The 22,594-nt window shown below is 46.8% G+C and carries 18 protein-coding genes; 7 read left to right on the forward strand and 11 right to left on the reverse strand.

The features are described 5' to 3' along the window. Window positions 1-22 precede the first annotated feature (22 nt). Window positions 23-1,054 (reverse strand): 4-hydroxythreonine-4-phosphate dehydrogenase PdxA, encoded by a 1,032-nt coding sequence (gene pdxA / locus AB3114_RS00470; protein WP_367341296.1) that lies wholly within the window; start codon window positions 1,052-1,054, stop codon window positions 23-25. A 13-nt stretch (window positions 1,055-1,067) separates the two neighbouring features. Further along, complete coding sequence (locus AB3114_RS00475) at window positions 1,068-1,532, reverse strand: RpiB/LacA/LacB family sugar-phosphate isomerase (RefSeq protein ID WP_367341297.1); 465 nt, start codon at window positions 1,530-1,532, stop codon at window positions 1,068-1,070. Window positions 1,533-2,116: 584 nt separating this feature from the next. Between AB3114_RS00475 and AB3114_RS00480 the strand changes: the two genes are divergently transcribed. After that, a complete protein-coding gene (locus AB3114_RS00480) occupies window positions 2,117-2,878 on the forward strand; it encodes a DeoR/GlpR family DNA-binding transcription regulator (protein ID WP_367341298.1) in 762 nt (253 codons plus the stop codon). 69 nt (window positions 2,879-2,947) lie between these two features. On the opposite strand, the gene AB3114_RS00485 is transcribed toward AB3114_RS00480, so the two are convergent. Further along, complete coding sequence (locus AB3114_RS00485; protein ID WP_367341299.1) at window positions 2,948-4,033, reverse strand: DHHA1 domain-containing protein; 1,086 nt, start codon at window positions 4,031-4,033, stop codon at window positions 2,948-2,950. A 144-nt stretch (window positions 4,034-4,177) separates the two neighbouring features. Between AB3114_RS00485 and AB3114_RS00490 the strand changes: the two genes are divergently transcribed. Beyond that, complete coding sequence (locus AB3114_RS00490) at window positions 4,178-4,891, forward strand: glucosamine-6-phosphate deaminase (protein WP_367341300.1); 714 nt, start codon at window positions 4,178-4,180, stop codon at window positions 4,889-4,891. A gap of 125 nt (window positions 4,892-5,016) precedes the next feature. Here AB3114_RS00490 and AB3114_RS00495 read toward each other — a convergent pair whose 3' ends face one another. From AB3114_RS00495 to AB3114_RS00510, 4 genes are all read right to left on the reverse strand, one after another. Beyond that, window positions 5,017-5,847 (reverse strand): MurR/RpiR family transcriptional regulator, encoded by an 831-nt coding sequence (locus AB3114_RS00495; RefSeq protein ID WP_367341301.1) that lies wholly within the window; start codon window positions 5,845-5,847, stop codon window positions 5,017-5,019. 56 nt (window positions 5,848-5,903) lie between these two features. Beyond that, entirely contained in the window at window positions 5,904-7,043 is a 1,140-nt protein-coding gene (gene nagA / locus AB3114_RS00500; protein ID WP_367341302.1) for an N-acetylglucosamine-6-phosphate deacetylase, read from the reverse strand. 126 nt (window positions 7,044-7,169) lie between these two features. Next, a complete protein-coding gene (locus tag AB3114_RS00505; protein ID WP_367341303.1) occupies window positions 7,170-7,862 on the reverse strand; it encodes an N-acetylmannosamine-6-phosphate 2-epimerase in 693 nt (230 codons plus the stop codon). 17 nt (window positions 7,863-7,879) lie between these two features. Next, window positions 7,880-8,758 carry an N-acetylneuraminate lyase gene (locus AB3114_RS00510; RefSeq protein ID WP_367341304.1) on the reverse strand — a complete coding sequence of 293 codons (879 nt, stop codon included), beginning with the start codon at window positions 8,756-8,758 and terminating at the stop codon, window positions 7,880-7,882. 498 nt (window positions 8,759-9,256) lie between these two features. On the opposite strand from AB3114_RS00510, the gene AB3114_RS00515 reads away from it, so the two are divergent. The 4 genes from AB3114_RS00515 to AB3114_RS00530 are packed head-to-tail and all read left to right on the forward strand — an operon-like array spanning window position 9,257 to window position 13,688. Beyond that, entirely contained in the window at window positions 9,257-9,979 is a 723-nt protein-coding gene (locus AB3114_RS00515) for a sugar phosphate isomerase/epimerase family protein (RefSeq protein WP_367341305.1), read from the forward strand. Between the two features lie 29 nt (window positions 9,980-10,008). Further along, on the forward strand, window positions 10,009-11,175 hold the full coding sequence (locus AB3114_RS00520) for a cation:proton antiporter (protein ID WP_367341306.1): 1,167 nt from the start codon (window positions 10,009-10,011) through the stop codon (window positions 11,173-11,175). A gap of 27 nt (window positions 11,176-11,202) precedes the next feature. Then, on the forward strand, window positions 11,203-12,711 hold the full coding sequence (locus AB3114_RS00525) for a sodium:solute symporter (RefSeq protein WP_367341307.1): 1,509 nt from the start codon (window positions 11,203-11,205) through the stop codon (window positions 12,709-12,711). Between the two features lie 14 nt (window positions 12,712-12,725). Continuing rightward, window positions 12,726-13,688, forward strand: coding sequence for an acetylxylan esterase (locus AB3114_RS00530; RefSeq protein ID WP_367341308.1), 963 nt, complete (start codon window positions 12,726-12,728; stop codon window positions 13,686-13,688). A gap of 87 nt (window positions 13,689-13,775) precedes the next feature. Here the strand turns inward: AB3114_RS00530 and AB3114_RS00535 are convergent, their stop codons facing one another. The 3 genes from AB3114_RS00535 to AB3114_RS00545 all read right to left on the reverse strand — a co-directional run bounded on the left by AB3114_RS00535 (window position 13,776) and on the right by AB3114_RS00545 (window position 18,901). Next, a complete protein-coding gene (locus tag AB3114_RS00535; protein WP_367341309.1) occupies window positions 13,776-15,320 on the reverse strand; it encodes an ABC-F family ATP-binding cassette domain-containing protein in 1,545 nt (514 codons plus the stop codon). Window positions 15,321-15,430: 110 nt separating this feature from the next. Beyond that, window positions 15,431-16,816 carry a glycoside-pentoside-hexuronide (GPH):cation symporter gene (locus AB3114_RS00540; protein ID WP_367341310.1) on the reverse strand — a complete coding sequence of 462 codons (1,386 nt, stop codon included), beginning with the start codon at window positions 16,814-16,816 and terminating at the stop codon, window positions 15,431-15,433. 18 nt (window positions 16,817-16,834) lie between these two features. After that, window positions 16,835-18,901, reverse strand: a complete 2,067-nt coding sequence (locus AB3114_RS00545) for a TIM-barrel domain-containing protein (protein WP_367341311.1) — start codon at window positions 18,899-18,901, stop codon at window positions 16,835-16,837. Between the two features lie 148 nt (window positions 18,902-19,049). Between AB3114_RS00545 and AB3114_RS00550 the strand changes: the two genes are divergently transcribed. Further along, a complete protein-coding gene (locus AB3114_RS00550) occupies window positions 19,050-19,988 on the forward strand; it encodes a helix-turn-helix domain-containing protein (protein ID WP_367341312.1) in 939 nt (312 codons plus the stop codon). Window positions 19,989-20,173: 185 nt separating this feature from the next. Here the strand turns inward: AB3114_RS00550 and AB3114_RS00555 are convergent, their stop codons facing one another. After that, window positions 20,174-22,483 (reverse strand): glycoside hydrolase family 31 protein, encoded by a 2,310-nt coding sequence (locus tag AB3114_RS00555; protein WP_367341313.1) that lies wholly within the window; start codon window positions 22,481-22,483, stop codon window positions 20,174-20,176. Window positions 22,484-22,594 lie beyond the last annotated feature (111 nt).

The raw sequence follows: 22,594 nt of genomic DNA on the forward strand, positions 1-22,594 counted from the left end.
CATTTGTTTCAATCGTTGGCTCTTAATGAGCTGCAACCGTTGCTTGACGTGCCCGTGCCCGCTGTTGCATCTGCCAGTAATCGCAGGCAACGGTCAGGGATTCAACCATGCTGACGGATTGGGCAATGCCTTTCCCAGCGATGTCAAAAGCCGTTCCGTGGTCCACTGCTGAACGCATAAATGGCAACCCCCAGGTGATGGTGATCGCTTTTTCAAAGTCCAGCGTCTTGCAAGCAATGTGACCTTGGTCGTGGTAAAGCGAAAGAATAGCGTCATAATGGCCCTTACGCATTTTCCAGAAAACCGAATCAGCCGGAACCGGTCCGACCGCATTGATTCCCCGTTGGCGTGCTTCCTGAACGGCTGGGATCAGTTCATCATGTTCTTCCGTCCCGAAGAGACCGTTATCAGAACCATGTGGGTTAAGGGCTGCCAAAGCGATTTCGGGGTGATCAAAGCCGAGGCCACGCATCACTTCGTCGATATTGGTTAGAAATTCCAAACAGTGTTCCTTATTAGCAAACTTGATTGCGTTCTGTAAAGAAATGTGGCGTGACAGGAAAAAGACCCGTAGCTTTTCCACGTTGAACATCGTCAGTGCGTATGGTGAATGTGTGTAATCCTGGAAAATTTCGGTATGTCCTGGTTCTGGTACCCCGACGAGCTTAATAGCCTGCTTGTTAATCGGGGCCGTGCCGACAACATCGATCTGACCGTTGTTGCCGAGGTCAATGGATTTCATAATGAAGTCCATTGCCATCCGTCCACAGAGCTTTTGTACTTTGCCGTACTCGATCGAATCGACATCGTAGCTACCAGTGGTCATCAGGTCGATAGTGCCGCGCTGGTAGATACCTTCTTGTGGATCCTGAATCAGGTGAATGCGATAATCAATGCCCTTCACCTTCATTGCCTTACGGATGACGGTTTCGTCACCGATTAGGAAGGGATTCATCTTGTCATAAACTTCCTGCTTTGTTAAAGCTTCTACACAGATTTCTGGGCCGATCCCGGCTGGATCTCCAGTAGTGACGGCAGTAATTGGTTTTCTCATGACTGATCTCCTTTTAATATGACATCTGTTCTTCTTCGATTTGCATGATTCGCTCAACCTTAGCATTTGAGGCTTTGCCATGGCCTGCTAGGGTAAATTCATTGCTCAAAAAGGCATCTGCACAGAGTTTGGCGACTTCTGGCCCGATCACCCGTGCTCCCATGGTGATAACCTGGGCATTGTTACTGAGGATGGCCCTTTCGGCAGAATAAACATCTTCGGCCACGGCCGCCCGAATGCCTTTCACTTTATTAGCAGCGATTTCCATTCCCAGGCCGGTGCCGCAGATCAAAATGCCACGTTCAACCTCACCGCTGTTGATAGCCTGGCACACGCGCAATGCCACATCAGGATACATTGTTGCTGCCGCATCACCTGCTCCGTAATCGGTGATTTCATAACCCTCACTACTCAGATAAGTAATTAATGCTTGTTTCAGTTGCGTTCCGTTGATGTCAGCTCCGATTCCAACTTTCATTTTCTTTTGTCCCCTTTCTGACACTTTTGTTTTATCAAGGATGTAAGCGCTTGTCAAACGTTATTCTTTTGTGTTTGATTGAACTATCAGGCGTCTTTTGGCCGTATATTACCTTTTGTCAAATAATTAGGTGCTCTTAAATTTTATTTTTGAAAAATCATAACGAAAAAATAGCTTTCATTTTGTTCTGTTTAGCGATTATCAGCGGGATATGTTTCATCATTGTGATTTGGTTTTCAAGGATAACACGGCATTTTATCTTTCTTTTACTTTCATTTAGTATTGATTAGCTTTATAATGAAAAGGAAAGCGAGAAAGCACGGCGCTTTCTCGCTTAAGATCTTGCTAATTCATAGAATGTAACAGTTAGTTAGGTGCTTCAAATGAAACATCGATGTAAATTTTTGATTTTACTTTGTTAATAATCAAACTTTAGTTCACGGTCATAGACCAATATTTATAATATTCAGGTATTCAGGGCCCAAGTAATTGTTAAAATATCTTTTAGCAATTAATCAAAATAACTAATTATTTAATATTTGAAATATAACCAATTTGGATTCTTGTGAGGAGGAAATAGGCTGATGTTTGCTAACGAAAGAAGAAACGAAATTGTCGAGATGGTCAACGACAACGGATCAGTTGCGGTCAATCAATTATCAGAGCAGTTTAACGTTTCCACGGTAACGATTCGCAACGATCTCAAAGTTTTGCAAGACCAAAAGCTCCTCACCCGCACCCACGGTGGCGCCATTAAAGCAGAGAACGATGAACAACTGAACGGGACAAAATTCCATGATCGGCGCAACGTCAACCTATCATCTAAGCATGCGATCGCCGTTAAAGCGGCTCAGCTTATCCACAATGGCGATTGTATCTTGCTGGACGCCAGCACTACCTGCATGGCGTTGGCGCGTGAACTAGTTGACCAAGAAAAGCGCATCACCGTCATCACTAACGGGCTCGACACTGCAACCATGCTGAAAGAAAATCCTAAGATTACCACCATCGTTCTAGGCGGTGTGGCCCAGCCACAATCAAACGTCATCGACAGCAACCTCAATTTAGCTTTCCTCAATAATTTCAATATCGGCACTTTCTTCACGTCAAGCTACGCCATTAGTTCTTCTAAAGGACTGTCCGACTTTGACCTCTACGAAGCTGAGCTGAAGCGCAAAATGATCGACCACTGCTCACAGACAATTGCTTTGGTTGACCACACCAAATTCGATCATCAATCCGTAGTTCATTACGCCGACATTAAGGAGCTGGCAATGGTGATTACGGATGACGACACCCCCGAAAAGATCAAGCAGCGTTTATCTCAAGAAGCCAAAGTGATGTAAAACGAGAAAAGCCATTGGAGAAGGGAGACACAAACAATCCCATCTTCAATGGCTTTCTTACAATTCTGATTAGTTGTCTTTCTTAAATAGTTTGGCCATCTTTGCTGCCACATCCGGGTCTAGATTATCAGCAAGTGTGCTTTGCTGGTCCTCATCTGGCTTCGTCTTGCTGGCTGCAACATCAGCTTTGAGATGGTCAAGAACGGCATGCTCACCGACCTGCACGGGGTTAATCGGCAGGCGTCCACCAGCAGCATTGGCGTGGCCACCACCCTGGTAATACTTCTCGGCAAACTTAGCGACATCCATCTTGTCATTGCTCCGCAAGGAAACACTAGTTGGGCCGACAACTAAGGCAGCTTCCAACTCTGGATTATCAGCCAGGAGTTGGTGAGCAATTTGCGAATTGTAGTCGCTGGCATAGACAATCCCAAATTGGTGGCCATCGATTTCAGCAGTGAGGGCGTCCCGCAGATGGTGTTTCAGGTAGTCAGCCCGCCGTTCAGTGATGGTCTTGATTAGCAGTTCATTTTCTTCGTGATAAACGGTCCAGCCCTTGCTAAAGACCTGACTGATGAATTGCTGAGACCGGGCTTTCGGGTAGAACCAGAAGAGCTCGTTGAGTTCGTCAGCCCCTTCTTTTTCGGAAGCCGGCAAATCTGGATCATTCTCCCAATCCCAGGTATCATAGGCCCGAATCAGTTCAACTAGCTCCGATAACTCTGCCTTCCGTCCTTCAGGAAGCTTGTTAAAAGTGCTCTGCTTTTTAACCCAATCCCACGCAATGCTGGCGGCACTCGGCAAAATATCGGGATCAGCCGCTTCCACACTGTTAGCTGCATACTTTTGGCGCGCCTCTTGTTCCGTTTCGTGATGGTCAAACACCAGCCAATGATTAGCAAAGTGTTGATTTAACTCTTCAAAAGTGTGTTCACTATCCGGCGTCATGTCCATCATGTAGACGTCAGAATAGTTGCTTAATTGCGGATTTTGGAACCAGTGATCCAAAGCTGCGTCGATCTGGCCGGCTCCAATATTTGTAACTTCAAATTCAGTATCGGGAAACATAAATGGCTGAACACTCAGCAATACCTGTGGCGCCCCAAAACCATCGAGGTCATTATGTGAAAAAATTTTAATTAACTGACGTGCCATAAAACTACCATCCTTTTCGTGAGTTACAACTCTAATTATAACCCTTTTGGGAACTATTCACTTAACTTTGATCAGAGCTTGCAAATCACTCTTGAAAGCGTTATTATTGGTGTGGACCAATAATAATTAAGGAGATTTAAGAACATGAAAGTTATTATCGTAAACGACCCAGAAGAAGGCGGAAAGGCCGGCTTCAAAGAGTTTAAAGATGCGTTTGATAATGGTGCTCGTTGCTTCGGCTTAGCAACCGGTGGTACCCCAAAGACCACTTATGCTCAACTGCGCAACAGTGATATCGACTTTAGTTCATGCCGTTCCATTAACTTGGACGAATACGTTGGCCTGTCACCAGAAAATGACCAAAGTTACCACTACTTCATGCAACAGCAATTGTTTAATGCCAAGCCATTTGCTCACTCCGATGTTCCCAATGGTCTCGCCAAGGACATTGACGCTGAATGCAAACGTTATGACCAACTGATCAAGGATCACCCGATTGATTTCCAGCTCTTAGGTATCGGCCGTAACGGTCACATTGCCTTTAACGAACCTGGTAGTCCTGTCGATGGTGGGACTCACGAAGTCAAACTGACGCAATCGACGATCGACGCCAATGCCCGTTTCTTCGACAACGAAGACGAAGTGCCACGGTCAGCCCTTTCCATGGGGATTGGCTCCATCATGGCAGGCAAGAAGATCATGCTGGAAGCCTACGGTGCCAACAAAGCCGACGCGGTGGCCGCAACCATCGAAGGGCCAGTCACTCCCGACGTGCCTGCTAGCATTTTACAAAAGCACCCTGACGTCGTTATGATCATCGACAAGGCAGCGGCAAGCAAACTCCAAAAACAATACTAATTAAGCAATTCCTTTCTCCTCTCAATAATGAACCCCGAACGACAGCGCAGCCGTTCGGGGATTTTTCGTATAAAAATAACTCCTCATACCAATCATCAGCATGAGGAGCCAATCGTTATTTCAGTTTAATTACCACCAAAACTGCTCAACCGCTTATCCTCAACCATACCGATCGTCCGCGACATCTTCTGGTTGAACTTCTTGTTCTGAACCAGCAATGTCGTCAGAATGTCGATGACATACATGATTGAGAATTGTGAGTTAATAAAGCGCGAATTATCAATAAAGCGCGTATTTTGAACAAGCAATGACAAATCACTCAGTTTGGCCAAAGGGCTGTCAGGATAGGACGTGATTGATATTACCCTGGTCCCCTGGTTACGAACCAGGTTGACCGCCTCGTTGACGGACAAAGTTCGCCCGGAATTCGACAAAGCAATAACAAGGTCTTGCGGTCCAGTCAGCGATCCAACCATTGCCATAATTTGACTTTCGGTCATCGCAATGGAATAGATACCCATCCGCATCAGACGTTGGTTAAATTCGTGGGCTGAATAACCCGAACTACCAATTCCAAACAGATATACCCGATGACTCGTCGTAATCCAGTCGACCGCTTGGCGCAATTCATCAGAATTCAACTTGTGCCGGGTCTTGTTCAAAACCTTACTGTAAAAGTCCAGCACACTCGTCGTTGCATCACTTTCGTCGGTTTCCGATGGCTCGCTATCCTCACTGCCACGCGCTAATGAAATCTTAAAACCAGCAAAGTTACCACAGCCAAGACGTTTGACAAAGCGGGTGATCGTAGCGTTGCTGACCGCAGCCTGGCCCGCCAATTCCGAAATTGACATTTGTTGGACTTGTTCCGACTTTTGCACAGCGATCATTGCCACTTTCCGTTCTTGCCGCGGCAAACTAGGGAAAATGTTCTCAATTTGATCACTTATTTTCATATTTCACACCTCCGCTTAAATCAATACTTCTCAACTACAGCACCATTTTGATAGGTCTACTTAACAGCCTCCATCAATTGACCGTAACTGTACGTCTGCAGCAGATCTAATTCTGGCGTCATAACGTTAATGTCGGCGTCAGATCCCTGTTCCAGTGAGCCCTTGCCTTCAAGGTGGAATTCACGTGCCTGGTTGGCTGAACTCATTTGAACAGCGTCGTTAATGCTGCAACCAGTGAATTTAACGATGTTCTTCACTGCATCGTTGTATTGCACAATTGAAGCGGCCAGGTGACCATTCTCAAGCCGAGCTTGCTTGTTCTTGACGATAACTTTTTGACCACCAAGTTCGGAGATCCCTTCTGGCATCCCCTTAGCCCGCAGTGAGTCGGTAACTAATTCAATGCGGTGTGATCCCTTCAGCTTGTAAGCCAGGTTAATCATGTCAGGGCAAACGTGGAAACCATCACAGATCATTTCACAGATGATGTTGTCTTCCAACAGAGCATGCCCCGTAACACCAGGTTCACGGTGACGGAATTCACGTTGGGCATTGTACAGGTGAGTGACGTGTGAAGCCTTGGAAGCCTTCATCTGAGCACGGGTGGCGTTAGAGTGCCCAGCTGACAGCACTATACCGTGACTCAAGCAGTAGTTTTCGAACTTGGCATCAGCATTTTCTGGAGCATAGGTGATCAGCTTGACACGACCGCCGGATAGCTTGTCCCAGTGGTCCAGCAGGTCTGGATCTGGCTTGATGATGTATTGTTCTGGTTGAGCACCCTTGTAAACTGGTGAAACGAATGGGCCTTCCAGGTGAGTCCCACCGATCAGGCGGTTATGCTGAGCGGCTTCATTGATGCTAGCCATGGCCTTGTCGATCTTTTCCTTCGACTGGGTCATCGTGGTTGGGAAGATGGTCGTAACCCCTTCTTCATGGGCAACAGTCCGCACCATCTTGTCCAGCTCTTCAGCATCCCCGTCCATGGTGTCAAAGCTGTAGCCACCGTGAGTGTGAACGTCGATGAATCCAGGAACCAAAATCTTGCCACGCATGTCAACGACTTTTTCGTTGGCCCGTGGGAAGTAATCAGCGACTGGGCCAACGTCTTCCACTTTTGCATCAAAACGAATGTACCCATCACGAATGACCTGGCTACCCGTATAAATCGTTGCGTGTTCAAAAACGGTTGTCATAATTGTTTCTCCTTTGTCCTTCAGACTATCATACGCTTTTTGTTGGAATAGTCTAATACTTACTAAAATATAGGATTCTTTTTTATACACCAAAGAAGCTGAGACAACGCCCAGCCTCTTAAAATCTTACTTATTAATTTCAGCGATAAATTCTTCAGCAATTTGCTTTGGTCGGGTAATCGCCCCACCGACAACAACTGTGTATGCCCCCAGGTCTAATACACGGCGTGCCTTTTCTGGACGATTAATCTTACCTTCGCAAACAACCGGTGCATCTGCGACCTTCAATACCTGTTTCAAGTATTCAAAGTCATTATCGGCAATGTTCATTCCTTCAGTATCAGGAGTGTAGCCATGCATCGTCGTCCCGATCAGGTCAAAGCCGAGTTTGTTAGCTTCCCGAACATTGTCCAGTGAACCGGTATCTGCCATCAGCAAGGTATCAGGGAATTCTTTCCGGAATTCCTGAACGATATCTGCCAACTGAACACCGTGTGGACGTTTCTGCCCGGTGACATCGGTGGCCACTACTGGAACCCCGGTAGCAGCGATAGCCCGCATTTCCTTCATCGTTGGCGTGATGTAAACCGGCGAATCATCATAATCCACCTTGGCAATGCCGATAATCGGCAGGTCAACTTCATCCTGAATGGCTTGAATATCAACTACTGAGTTAGCACGAAGCCCACTAGCACCCGCTTCTTTAGCAGCGAGAGCCATCCGTGACATGATAAACGAGCTGTGAAGCGGTTCATCCGGCAAAGCCTGACATGAAACGATCAAGTGGCCTTTCACATCATCTAAAAATGTGTTCTTCATATTGCAATTGCTCCCTCTTAGTTAGCGAAGTACTTCTGGTAAATCTTGTCGGCACCAGCCTTAACCTTGTCGTCAGCGTGTGCCATTGGTTCACGAGTGTAACCAGCGTGAACACCCATCTTTTGCAGAACCAGCTTGATTGATGGGTAAATACCATTGTCCAACAGGTCAGCGATCAGGTCGTTGCTTTCGTGTTGCAGCTGACGTGCCTTGTCGATGTCGCCATCTTCGAAGGCCTTGATTTCTGCCTTAGCCTTCTTAGCGTTCAGGTTGAAAGTACTGCCGATGCAGCCGTTGACATCCAGTGCCAGAGCTGGCAGCAGCATTTCATCAAAGCCAGACATAATGATCTTGTCTGGGAAACGCTTGCGCAGACGTTCGAGCAGGAAGAAGTCTGGGTTCGTGTACTTAACACCGATTACCTTAGGGTTTTCAAACAGCTTAGCAAAGTTGTCCAGTGAAAGGTTAACACCAGTTAATGCAGGAATTGAGTAAACCAGCAGGTTGGCGTCAACGTCCTTAACGATTTCATCGTAGTAATGCTTAATTTCATCAAAGGTGTATTGGTAGTAGAAAGGCGTTACGGCTGAAATAGTCTTGAATCCTAATTCTTCAGTAACGTACTTTGCCAACATCTTAGCTTCGTGGAGGTTAGGACTACCAACTTGAGCAATCAAATCAACGTCATCTTTACCGGCTTCGTCCCAGGCAATGTCGAAGATCTTCTTCTTTTCATCTGTGCCCAATTCGAAGTTTTCACCGGTACTGCCACCAACGTAAAGACCATCAACGCCTTCGACATCAATGTCATGACGGATAATTTCACGAGTGCCTTGTTCATCAATATTGCCATCAGCGTCAAAAGCAGTCATTAAAGCAGCGAATACTTTCTTCATTTTAGTTAACTCCTTTTTAAGGTCAGTGGATGCTATCCGGCACCACTTCAGTTCATTACAGTTGATTTGCTTGTAATAGTTAGTGTCAATTCCTCAACCGACGTCTTAATTATAAGATGTGAAAAATATTTTATCAAGTCGGTCTAGACTAAAATAATTTTTAACGTAAGCCTAGCCCCCTTCTCTTATCAGAAGGGTTCGATGATGGTAATTATTATCGATATATAATTATCGCGAAAAAGAGGCTCATTTATCAGGCCTCAAATAATAATGTAAGTAATATTTTGCTTTAATATCTTTAAAAATTTTATCTTCCTATATTGCATTCATGTCAACAATTATCGTAAATATAAAGTGTTTACAAAAAGCCAATTACATGATACAGTGAAGTTGTAATAGCTAGTTAATATTTTTCTCAACCGGACTCATAGCGGTTCTTTTTAAATCGCCGTGAGTGCGGTTTTTCTTTATATCCTCATATCTAAGGAGGTCATTATCTTGTCCGTATCGATCAACACCGCCGTCTTCCTGGACGACCTGCAAAACGGAACTAGTCAATCGGATTGCGTTGACCGGCTGGTGGGCAAACCAATTAGCAGCGTTGAAGTTCGTGGTGAATTCTTCAAAGAAGAAACACGTGACCAGGAACTCCAACATATCAGCCAAGTTTGCCAAGAACAAAATTGGGATTTGCGCTATTCCATCCCCGAAGAACTCTTCGATGGTGACAAAATCAATGCTCATCTCAATGATTATTTACAATTAGCTGCTAAGTATCATCTCAATGGTTTAAAGATCAGCTTAGGCAATCCAAGCCTGAGTCAAAGCCAACTGCAAGCACTGAAATCGCAACTCAGCTCCGCTAGCTGCCAAGTCACGATCGAAAACCAACCCAACGAATTCGGCACACTGAGTAAAGTTAGCAAAGCTGCTAGCATTCTCTATGATGCCGTTCCTGAAATTGGCTACACCTTCGACGCCGGCAACTGGGCATGGGTTGACGTAGCTGCACCAGATGCTTTGCAAAAATTATTGCCATACGTCACTATTTTCCACCTCAAAGAGATCAAAGATCGTGATACTATTTTGCTTGATAAGACTCAAGATTGGCCGGCAATGGTAAAACAACTTGATGCCAAAGTTCCGGTAGTCCTCGAATACGCTATTCCGGCGGAACAGATCGACGAACAAATTGAGTTAGTCAATGCTGTCTTAAAATAAACGAATCAATTACTTAGGAACGTGACTGTATGAACTACTTAGTACAACTCTTTTTAATCCTGCTGCTAGTTACTCTTAGCACCCACTTAGCCAGTTGGTTAAAGTGCCCAGGAGTCATTGGGGCTTTACTGATCGGGGTTATCGTGGGTCCAGCTGTTCTGAACTTTATGCAGCCAACTACTTTCACCCACTATTTCTCTGAGATCGGGGTTATCGTCCTGATGTTCATTGCGGGTCTCGAAGGTGATTTGGGCTTGCTCTTAAAATATTGGAAGCCTTCGCTAGTGGTCGCCACCCTTGGGGTGATCTTCCCTACTGGCACCGCCTTCCTGCTTTGTCATGACATGTTCGGTTTCCCTGTGAAAGCTTCCCTGTTCATGGGATTAGTACTAAGTGCCACCTCCGTTAGCATCACCGTCCAGGTATTAAAAGAACTCAATTACCTCAACACGAGCGCTGGAGCTGTCATTCTCGGTGCCGCAGTGGCCGACGATATCATGTGCGTTATTTTACTGGGAATCGCTACTGGTATTTACACGGGCGCCAAGCAATCGATGTTCCAAATGATCGTGCCAAAGATTTTATTCTTCGTCATCGTCTGGGCCTGCGGTCGGTGGATCGTGCCATGGTTCCTAACCCGTTTTCAACAGCTCAATTCCACAGAAAGTTTAACAGCTGGTGCAATGATTCTTTGCTTTGGGGGTGCTGCCCTGGCTGTTGCGATGGGAATGAGTGATGTGCTGGGATCTTACTTCGCTGGCCTAGCCATCTCCCAGACTCCTTATTCCAAACCGCTGGCTTCCAAAGTTGAGCCGATTGGGTATGCCGTCTTTATTCCTGCATTCTTTATCAGTATTGGCTTAAACGTAAAGTTTGCCGGGATGTCACACGACTTGCTATTTATTACTTTATTGATTATCACTGCCATCCTCGGCAAACAAATCGGTTGTGGGCTTGGTGCCCGCTGCTTCGGGCTGAGCTGGCACCAATGCAACATTGTTGGTGCAGGGATGGTCTCACGTGGTGAAATGGCCCTGGTTGTGGCTAACGTTGCTCTTGCTTCCAATGTCATTAATACCAACCACTACACCGCGATGGTTACCGTCACCGTCATCACAACCTTACTTGCTCCGTTTATTCTTAAATTCTTTATTGTTCGCAACCAACAAGCTGACACACGTGAGGACGAACAATGATTAGTTTCACAAAGGAGACAAATCATCATGCAAAAAACAGGTTTTGGGGCCCTTAACTGGGCTGTCTTAATCATTTATCTTGTCGCCATGCTTGGTATCGGTGTTTACTTTACCAAACGTGCCAGCAAGAGTACCGATTCCTTCTTCAAGGCTGAAGGGCGGATTCCTGCCTGGGCCGCTGGTTTCAGTATTTGGGCTACGACGCTGAGTGCCATCACTTTTATGTCAACGCCTGAACAAGCTTTCCTGACCGACTGGGGTTACGCAGTCGGAACGATGACCATCTTCCTGATCATCCCAATTTTGATTCATTACTACGTTCCATTCTTCCGTAAGTTAAAGGTTACTACCGCTTACGAATACCTGGAAGAACGGTTTGGACCGGTAATGCGGTGCCTGGGGAGTGCTCTCTTCATGCTTTACCACATCGGTCGTGTTGCGATTGTTATTTACTTGCCAATTCTGGCGATCACTTCTGTTTCTAAGATCAACCCAATTCTGATTGCCGTTTTGATCGGTGCTATGTGTATCATCTACGCCTTCCTTGGTGGTATCGAAGGTGTTGTTTGGACCGACGTTATCCAAGGTTTCCTGCTTCTGGGTGGTGCCCTTCTGATTTGCCTGATGGCCATCATTCACGTCGGTGGTTTCGGCAATGTTGTTCACATCGCTGCTGCACACCACAAGATCTTCTCAAGTGCTGACTGGAATCCACACAACCTGGCACTCTTCCTGCCAGTCATCTTTGCCGGTCAGTTCTTCAACTCAATGTACCAATACACCGGTAGTCAAGACGTTGTGCAACGTTACCAAACGACGCCAAGCATCAAGGCTACTGCCAAGTCACTCTGGACTAACGGTTGGTTAGCCCTGATCACCATTCCTACTTTCTTCGGGATGGGGACCCTGTTATACTGCTTCTACCACACCACTGGTTCACTGCCACACGGTTTCAACACCAGTGCCATCGTGCCATACTTTGTTATTAAAGAAATCCCAGCCGGCTTAGCTGGTCTGATCATCGCCGGAATATTCGCTGCTGCTCAATCAACGATTGCTTCCAGTCTGAACGCCATTTCATCTTGTGCCATTACCGACTTCAAGCAGCGCTTCTTTAACGATAAGTTCAAGAACGTCAGCGACGTTACGCTGGCCCGGATCATCATTATCATTTCCGGTTGCTTAAGCCTGGCTATCGCCATCTACCTGCTCTTAGGTAACACTGCTCAGACTTGGAACCTCTTCCTTTCCGTTACCGGTCTGTTCGGTGTACCAGTTGCCGGGATCTTCGCTGCTGGTATCTTTACCAAGTCAGCTAACCGCTTCAGTGTTGTTGTCGGTGTTCTGCTTAGTGCTGGTATTACTTACTACCTGCAGACGAAGGGTGTCGCTACCCTGGTTACCCCTTGTGTAGCCTTCATTCTCGCCTTCCTGATCAGCTGGCTTGTCGGTCTGGTCACTCCACAATTTGGTCACAACGTCACTGGTCTGACTGCTAAGACGATTGACCAAGATTACAAAGGATCTGATAAATAATGCCTGCTGATTCAATGTCAATTGAACAAATGAAGAAATATACTGGGCGCCGGGAAGTTCCTGCTGATTTCGATGCCTTTTGGGACAAACAGTTGCAAGACGTTCCCGACCCTCAGGCTAAACTGGAGAAACGCGACTTTGGTGTTGATAGTGTCAACTTTTATGACCTCTGGTTCCGGGGTACCAATGATGCCCGGATCCATGCCAAGTGCGTCTTTCCAAAAACAAAAAAGCCTTTCCCAGTAGTCTTCACTTTCCATGGCTACATGGGTCAGGCTTCTGACTGGATTCGTCTGCTGGAATGGCCAGCTGCCAACATCGGGATCGTTAACCTCGATACCCGTGGACAACAAGGTCTCTCCGAAGACAATGGCGTCTGGGACGGTTGCACCGTCCTCGGCCAGATCATCCGGGGAGTCACCCAGGGTCGTGACCACCTCTTCTTCAAGGACGTTTACCTCGATGTCTATACCTTGATCAACATCGTAGCTAAACTGGACGGGGTCGATGCTAAACGGCTTTATACCTGGGGTGGCTCCCAGGGTGGTGCCCTTTCACTCGTGGGAGCGGCTCTGAATCCGAAGATTCAGAAATGTGTCACCCAGTACCCGTTTCTTGGCGACTTCAAACGGACGCTGGAAATGGGCGATCGTGATCTGCCGTACGATGAAATGTTCCGTTACTTCAAGTTCAACGATCCACTACATCTGACCGAAGACAAGTTCTTAAGTATTCTCGACTACATCGACGTCAAGAACTTCTCCCACCGGGTTAAGTGTCCGGTCTTGATGCTAACGGGACTGGAGGACGACACCGTCTTCCCATCGACCCAGTTTGCCATCTACAACCGGATCACGTCAGAGAAACACCACCTGATTCTTCCAGAATACGGACACGAAGACATGCATTACTACGCACCAAGCGCCATTTTCAACTTCCTCTTCGGGACCAAGTTCCCATTAGGACCAAAACTGTAATTCAATATCACCTTAATACCAATTTCCTACCATCATGCATAGGAAAAGGCGTCTCGCTTCATCGCGGGGCGCCTTTTTCGTTTCAACTTACTTCTTCAAACTTAACTTCTCAACATCCAGTACCTTATCCAGCCAGCCGGTCGTGAAACTAGCTTCGTGGCTGACCAAAATCAGGTTGCCTGGGAATTCTTGCAGGGCCTTCTTCAGCCCATCCTTTGTTTCATCATCCAAGTGGTTAGTCGGTTCGTCCATCACCAGGAAGTTGCACGGCGTCAATTCTAGAATAGCCAGCTTAACCTTGGTCTGCTCACCACCAGAGAGCTCATGCATTGGCTTAGCCGCGTTAGCAGCATTGATACCAGCTCGTGCTAATTTCTTGCGAATTGTCTGCGGCTTCATCGTCGGGAAGAGGTCTTGAATTGTCTGCAACGGCGTCAAGTTGGGCTGATCCCACTCCAGCAACTGGTCAAAGTAGTTGACCTTAGCAGACGGTGAGAAGGTCGCCTTTCCGCCCTTCGCCGCTAATTTACCTAAGATGGTCTTGATCAGTGTGGACTTACCGACACCATTGTATCCCGTAAAGAGCATCTTCTCGCCCATCGTCATCGAGAAAGTGACCGGCTTTAACAATGGCTTATTGTAACCGACGGATAATTGCTCCACCCGCAAAGCGTTGGCACTGCCGGATTCTTCATACGGAAAGTGGAAGCTGGCCTGCAAGTTTTCCGAAGGTGGATCCACCCGTTTCATCCGGTTCAGCATCTTTTCCCGGGACTTAGCCATGTTGGACTTCGATCCGGCCTTGTTCTTGCGGATAAAGCGTTGGGCCTTCTCGATTACTTCTTGCTGTTTTTCGTAGGCCTTTTCCTGGGCTTCCTGGCGCTCTGCCTTTTGCCGCATCGCGTGTTGGAAACTGCCACGGTACTTAGTGATCTTGCCAAAGGAAACATCGACGATCGTGTCCGTCACCTGCTCCAGAAAGTCGTAATCGTGGGAGATGATCATGGCAGCTCCGTCAAAGTTTTGCAGGTAGTCGATCAGCCAATCGATGTGGGCCGTGTCAAGGTAGTTCGTCGGTTCGTCGAGAAGAATGACGTCCGGGTTCTGCAACAGCAGTTTAGCCAGGATAGCTTTGGAACGCTGGCCACCACTCATCTCACCAACTGGCTTGTCCTTTCCTAGTTCAGTCAGTCCTAAACCGTTCATCACCCGTTCGACTTCGGTGTCGATATCATAAAAGCCATGGGATTCCAGCTTTTCTTGGAGTTGGCCGGCCTTATCCAACATCTTCTGATCGGTCATGGCATTCGGATCTTCATAGATCTTGTTCATTTCAGCTTCAGCCTTGTACAAGTCCGCGTAGGCACTGTGCAGAAAATCGATCAGCGTTTCGTCTTCCGGAATATCCACGTATTGGTCCAGGTAGCCGATCGAAGTCCCTGGTTGCCACTTCACCGTTCCATCGACTGGCAGAACCTTGCCAATCAAAATCTTAATCAGGGTTGATTTGCCAGCACCATTCTGACCCACAACGCCCATGTGCTCGTGCTTTTCCAGGGCAAAGCTGGCGTCCTTGTATAATTCTTTATCGGCGTAACTCATCGTCAGGCCGTCCACTTCAAGCAAACTCATGTCTGTTCGTCCTCCTATGCGGAACCTATATTAGCACAGATTGGCTGGGGAGGCCTGAAAGTAAGCATGAAAAAAGCGGGGTTATGCACCTCGCTTTCATTCACCTGTCTTTAGTTGGCTTGTTTTCGTGCCTCAATCTCACGGTTGAGCTGCTCCACTTTTTCATTGGTCAAACGGTAGAAATAGAAGACTATCATTGCCAGGACCGTTAAGATAATTGGCACGATAGTTGCTAATATCTTAATACCAAGCAAGCTGTGGGCCGTTTGAGTTTGACCGGCAGCAAAACCGAATGCAGATAAGACATATCCTGGAATAATGCCGCCGAGAGCCATCCCAAATTTGAAGAAGAAACCGACAATCGCGTTGACAATCCCGTTTTCGCGCCGGCCCGTCTTCCATTCACCGTACGTGATGGTTTGAGGAACAAGTGCCCATTCATAGGTTTCCGCAAAGAGAATCCCGCTGTTTTGTAATGCGTGGCCGATGAAAGTCAGGGCAATGTTAGTTGCCGGACTCAGGAACATCATCACTGAACCTATGATGGAAACCAGCAAACTCGTCTGCATCAGAGCCTGGGTCCCAAATTTCTTACTGATCTTTGGTTGTAATGGCAGAACAATGAAAATCGGTAAGAGGCCAATCAAGTTGTACCATTTCATTAGGTCGGGGTCATTGGCATTGTAGGTCATGTAATAAGCCCCAACTGCACCCGTGACCGACATCAATCCAAAGGTCACGATAAAGAAGCCAGCCAGAATTTGTAACGGGTGGTTTAACTTTAGCTGACGGAACAGATCACGAACCTTGATGTTTGCGGATTGTGTCGTATCCATATGGATATGTTCAACCGACTGGCTGAAGGTAAAGAGAAGGATGACAGCAGCCAAAACAGCGTAGCTCAGCATCGTCAAGAACCAACCGCGTTGGGCCTTCACGCCAGAATAATAGCCACCTGAATACAACTTAACGAAGACCGGAATGCCAAAGGTAACTAAAATCCCACCGATCTGGGCTAAGAACATCCGCATCGAATTCATTGAGATCAATTCGCTATTGTTACGTGTCATGGCAGCGTTCAGTGAGCCGTATGGAATATTAACAGTCGTGTAAAGCAGCGACATTCCCACATAGGTGACGTAAGCATACACTAATTTCCCTACACTGCCGAAGTTTGGCACGATGAAACAAAGCGTAGCCATAATCGCTAGCGGAATCGTCGTGATCAGTAAATATCCACGGTATTTCCCCCAACGGGTATTATGACCATCGACAAAGGTCCCGACAATCGGGTCGTTGATGGCATCAATCATCCGAACCACCAAAAACATGGTTGCAGCGTCTGCTGCAGGAAGCCCATAGACGTTCGTATAGAAGAATAGGAGGTAGGTGCTAATCGTCTGGATAATCAGGTTTTGACCTAGGTCACCGATGGACCAACCAAAGCGTTCGCGAAAGGGCAGCAATCCCGTAGCATTAGGATTTGAATTACTCATGATTACACCACCCTACTGTCAGTCATGCAGGCTTTTGCCAAAATCAAGCAGTTCTTTAACCGGCTTGTCCGCACGAGTAAATAGCGGAATCTGTGCCAGCGGTGTCTTAACAGTCACTGTCTGTCCACCATCAACAGTTTCACCGGTGTAAACGTTAATCCACTGGTAGCCAGCTGGTAGGTAAACATCTCGCTGTTCTTCTTTTTCGTAAAGCACTGGTGCTACTAAGACCTGCGGACCAAACATGTATTCATCTTCAACCTGCCAGTCCTTAGCATCTTTGTCATAGTGATAGAAAAGCGGTGAAATAACCGGCGTCCCCTTTTCGTGAGCATCCTGCATCAGTTTCTTGATGTAGTCATGCATTTGATAACGCAAAGTCATGTACTGTTTCATGATTCTATAAACTTTGTCGCCATAAGCCCATGGTTCAGTTGGAGCACCAGTTGGCATCTTGCCACCGCCTTCAGTACCCAACGGCTTAGCATGTGGTTCACGATCTCCATGCATCCGCATAACTGGGCAGAAGGTTGCAAATTCAAACCAGCGGGTAACCAGTTCATGGAATGCTGGATTAGCAGTTTCACCGCCAATAAAGCCGCCAATATCAGTCGTCCACCACGGAATTCCGGCAATTCCCATGTTAAGACCGATGCATAACTGGTTCCGTAAAGCCCGGAAGCTGGAATCAATATCGCCAGACCATACCAAGGCACCATAACGCTGGCTACCAGCCCAGGCGCTACGTACTAAGTTGATGACTTTGTGTTGTGGATCCTGCTTCCGCATTCCATCGAAGACCATCTTGGAATAGCCAACTGGGAAGCGGTTGCCAACTTCGAGCAGGCTGCCATCGTGGTAACGATAGTTGTCGTAATCATAAATGGAATATTCTGGTTCAGCTTCATCCAACCAAAACAGATCGACACCCTGGTCATAGTAATTCTTCTTCAATAATTTCCAAACGTATTGTTGGGTCTTTGGATTAGTAAAGTCCGCAAAACCATTGTTACCTAAGAAGTCCATCGTGATCGGCACACCACGTTCTGCCTGAACCAAGTAGCCCTTATCACGCATTTCTTTGTAGTGTGAACTCGTCTCGTCCACAGTTGGCCAAACCGAAACCATCAGCTTGATGCCCATATCATGCAATTCCTTAATCATTGCCTTTGGATCTGGCCAGTACTTCTTATCAAAGCACCATTCACCGGACTTTGGCCAGTGGAAGAAGTCAATGACGATCACGCTGATCGGCAAATCACGTTTCTTAAATTCTCGGGCAGCCGCCAACAATTCGTCCTGGGTTTGATAACGCAGCTTGCATTGCCAGTAACCCATGGCGTAATCCGGCATCATCGGAACCGTTCCAGCAACGGCTGCATACTGTTCTTCAATTTGGTGTGGCGTGTCACCAGCCGTAATCCAGAAATCCATTTCTTTAGTAGCGCGTGATTTCCAGTCAGTTAAGTTTTTGGCAAATGATACTTCGCCGACCGATGGGTTGTTCCACAAGAACCCATAACCCTTATTAGAAATATAGAATGGCACGGAAGCTTGAGAATTCCGTAATGCCAGTTCGAGCTTAGCATTCTTTAAGTTCAGGAAGTTTTGCTGATACTGGCCCATCCCGTAGATCCGTTCGTCTGGATCTGCTTCAAAGCGAACATGCAGCTTAAAGTCACCACCAGCAATCCCCTTTAATTCGTGCCAATCAAGGTCGAGGGCACTGTTGAAGTGATTCATTTTATATTCATTAGTACCAGGATCCATGGCCGTAATTCGTGTACGTTGCCAGCCCTGCAATAACAGCTTCTTATCCTGGTTGAAGAAAGCAATATTACCGTACGGGTCAAACTTAGCCGTGATGTTACCATTCGTGATCGATCCCGCTTGCTTATTGTCAGCAACGGAAACCTCAGCCGTCTGGTCTTCCGGAAGTGGCATTGTCAAAGCATTTTTGCGACCAGTATAGTTATCAAACTTTGTGCTTCTAACCCGCAAACTATTAGTGCCCCATGGGCGAATCTCGATCTTTTCGCCATTATTGAGCTGATAGAGACAACCATCCTTTTGATAAATTTCCATGATGATCCTTCTTTCCAAATAATTCTGGTTTGATTATTTGGTAAGCGCTTACTATTTTTAATTATACTGATTCCAGTGCGACATAAAATAGTAGTAAAATGTTATATGGTGTTGAAAACGAATTTATTAATTTTCAAGAGGAATTAAGATGGCCAATAACTTTTTTCGCTTTAATCTCAATAAAATTCCGTTTTATTACGTTTCTGGACTATTCCTAGGCACTCAGGAATGGGAACGAAAAAAATTAATTCAACCGGGCAACTATGGAATCTTGTTAGTATTACAGGGAGTAGTCTATCTGTCCGTTGGGCGTCACTTCTTCACTGTCTACAAGAACGAGTTTTTAGTAGTCCCTCCATTTCAGCAAGCCAGGGGGTTCAGAAAAATCCCCCGTGGGACTAGATATGTCTGGATTCATTTCTTTCCCCGCACTGAGGTCAAGATCGACAATCAATATCACCAGCCAGCAAAACACGAAGCTGTTTTTCCGCGACACGGCCGGCTCTACAATGTTCAGAAAGTCATCACTTCAGCCATCGATTTAATCAATATGGGCCAAGAAAAAAACAGTTACATTGCCGATCTAGCTATCGCCCAATTTTTGCTGATTCTCAGTGAGGACTACGCCGAATTAGTGAAAAGCCGTCAAGAAAATAATTCTCATATGGAAATTGCTGAAAGTGTCTATAAGTATCTCACCATTCACTTTCTGGAGATCGAACACATCAAAGACCTGGAGAGTGTCACCCGCTTTTCCGTGCCCTACATGAATAAGCAATTCAAGGAAAAATACAACGTTTCCCTTTATCAGTTCTTGATCGAGCTTCGTTTGCGATATGCCAAACGTTTGCTCGCATTAGGAAATGATCCCGTTTACGCAGTAGCTAGCCAGGTACATTTTCCAGATAGCAAAAACTTCTCCCGGTTGTTTAAACGAAAGGTCGGTGTCAGCCCCTTGCAATATCGCAAGCAAAAGGCTAATTACCGCATTTCGACACCTACTTATGACCCTGTCATCCCCGTTTCCGATAAAATCATGAACCAACTGATTGCGGATGGCTTGAAGTGGCCGAAGAAGAGGAAATAAAAATAGGGAGCGCGACAGAAGTCATTTATGACTCCATAGTCACGCCCCCACAAGCAACAATAGGCCTTTAGCGTTCGGATTTGCCGAATACTAGAGGCCATTGTTGTACTATGTGTTCACTTTTTATCCATGTATAGGGGGTATGGTCACAACCCCCGTTTATTTATCTAATTCACTATCTCAAACTATTCTTCCACATACTTCTGGCTATTCTCATCATAAACCAGAACGTGCTTTGCCTTGTCAGTCTTAACGATGATCCGTTCATAAATTGGCTTGAAGCCTTGGTGCTTGAAGCTGACGCTAACCTTGTCATCAGCGGCAACAGCAACGTGGTAAACGTTGTATTCACCGTTCTGGTACTTGAAGTCGGTTCCATCATCCTGGTAGTGATCACATTCACCAGATTGACCGTAAAGTTGGAAGGTCATCTGCTTGTCAGGTTCATCGCTGATGTGGTCCACGAGTTCACCCCATGGCAGCAAACTGCCCTTCTTAATGTAAAGTGGCAGCTTGTCCAACGGTGCATCAGCCATGATGTATTGCTTACCAGCATATTCACGGCCGTTCCAGAAGTCGACCCATTGACCAGCTGGCAGGTAAACCAGACGCTTGAATTCATCTTGACGAACGATCGGAGCTGCTAATACCTTGTCTCCAACCATGTATTCATCATTGATGTCATAAGTTTCTGGATCGTCCTCGTAGTTCAGCAGCAATGACCGCATAATTGGCAAACCGTTGCGGCTTTCTTGGGCGAAGAGGTCGTACAGGTACGGAATGAAGTGGTACCGCAGGTGCAGGTACTTGCGGTAAATCGACAGGGTTGGCTCACCGAAGGCCCATGGTTCTTGGTAACGGGTCCCCATTGAGGAGTGGTTACGCAGCAAAGGACTAAAGATGCCACCTTCGATCCACCGGGTTAACAGCTGTGGGTGAGAATCAGCGCCGAAACCGCCGAGGTCAACACCAGAGAAGTCAAAACCACTCATTTCCAGGTTGCACAGTTGCGGGATCGACAACTGGAGGTGTGGCCACAGACTTTGGTTATCACCGGTCCAGACAGTGGAGTACTTCTGTGTACCAGCGTAAGCAGCACGGGTGATGACGTATGGCCGCTTGCCGGTGCTTTCCTTGATTCCCTGGTAAGTTGCCTTGGCCATGTTGTGCCCGTAAACGTTATGCATCTTCTTGTGAGTAGACTTGTGGTCACCGTCGGTAAAGACGATGTTGTCAGGAATTTCACCTTCGAAGCTAGCTGGTTCATTCATGTCGTTCCAAATGCCGCTGACACCGAGCTTGGTCAGGAAGTGATCGTTCTTAGCCCACCATTCGCGTACTTCCTTGCGACCAAAGTCTGGGAAGACGGAAGTGCCAGGCCATACCTTGTTTTCATAAACGGAGCCATCAGGGTTCTTGACGAAGTAGCCCTTCTTGATTCCTTCTTGATAAACCTTGTAGGCCGGGTCCTTCTTGACACCAGGGTCGATGATGCAGACTACCCGAACGCCACGCTTCTTCAGGTCAGCGATGAACTTCTTCGGGTCGCCACGGAACTTCTTCTTGTCAAAAGTGAAGACCCTGTAGCCTTCCATGTAGTCGATGTCGAAGTGGATAGCATCCAGTGGCAGGTTGTTCTTCTTGAAGCCGTTGACGATGCCTTCTACTTCATCAGCGCTCCGACTGTAGCCCCAACGTGATTGCTGGTAACCAAGCATCCAGCGCTGTGGCAGCGGTGTCCGCCCGGTCAAGTAAGTGTAATTGGTAACGACGTCTTTCAGGCTATCCCCGCCGATCAGGTAAAGGTCGATGTTGCCGTCGACGGCTGCGTAGAAGTAGTAGTTGCGGTTTTCACGGCCGAGGTCCAAGTGACTGCGGTATGGGTTGTCGAAGAAGAGGCCGTATGGATGGCCGTTCCGCATCCCGTAGAGAATCGGAATGGACTTGTACAGCCGCGTCGTCGTTTCCAAGTGTGGCTTCGGGTTATCCGTGTTCCAGTTGTCGTATTCATAACCACGCTTGTCCATGTACCCGGTCTTGTCACCAAGGCCATAGAAGTGTTCATTCTTAGCTAGTGCAAAACGCAGTTCGTAGTAGCGGTCGTCACTGCCCACCGCATTACCATTAGCAGCGTGGCCTTCCCATGATGCCAATGTCTTGTGAGCTTCGTCCATCCCGAAGTCCAGCAGTTTCCGTTGGCCGTGGTAACTCGTTGCTAAGACGTTACCATCAGCGTCATCAAATTCAATGTGGCGTTCCGCATCCAGCTTAAGAGTAACCTTGCTGGTCTTCAGTTCGAAGTGGTCGCCCAGGTTTTCAAAAGTGAAGCTAGTGTCCTGCTGCTTGTCGCCTTCAATAGCGTATGACTTGCCAGGTTCATCGTGATCCTCAAAGAAACGAATAATCGTTGGCGTGAGCACCGTCAACTTGACTGGCCGTTTGTAATTAATCGTGACCGTTTGGCCCTTTGTACTTGTTGTTGGTAATTCTGCCATTATTACATTCCGTCCTTTCAGTAAAGGTTGGTTGTTTCAATACACCAACACTATAACAGTTTATGCAATCGTTTACAAGACTAATATACCGCTATTTCAGCACAAAAAAAG

The sequence above is a fragment of the Limosilactobacillus sp. genome, assembly GCF_040772465.1.
Taxonomy (GTDB): domain Bacteria; phylum Bacillota; class Bacilli; order Lactobacillales; family Lactobacillaceae; genus Limosilactobacillus.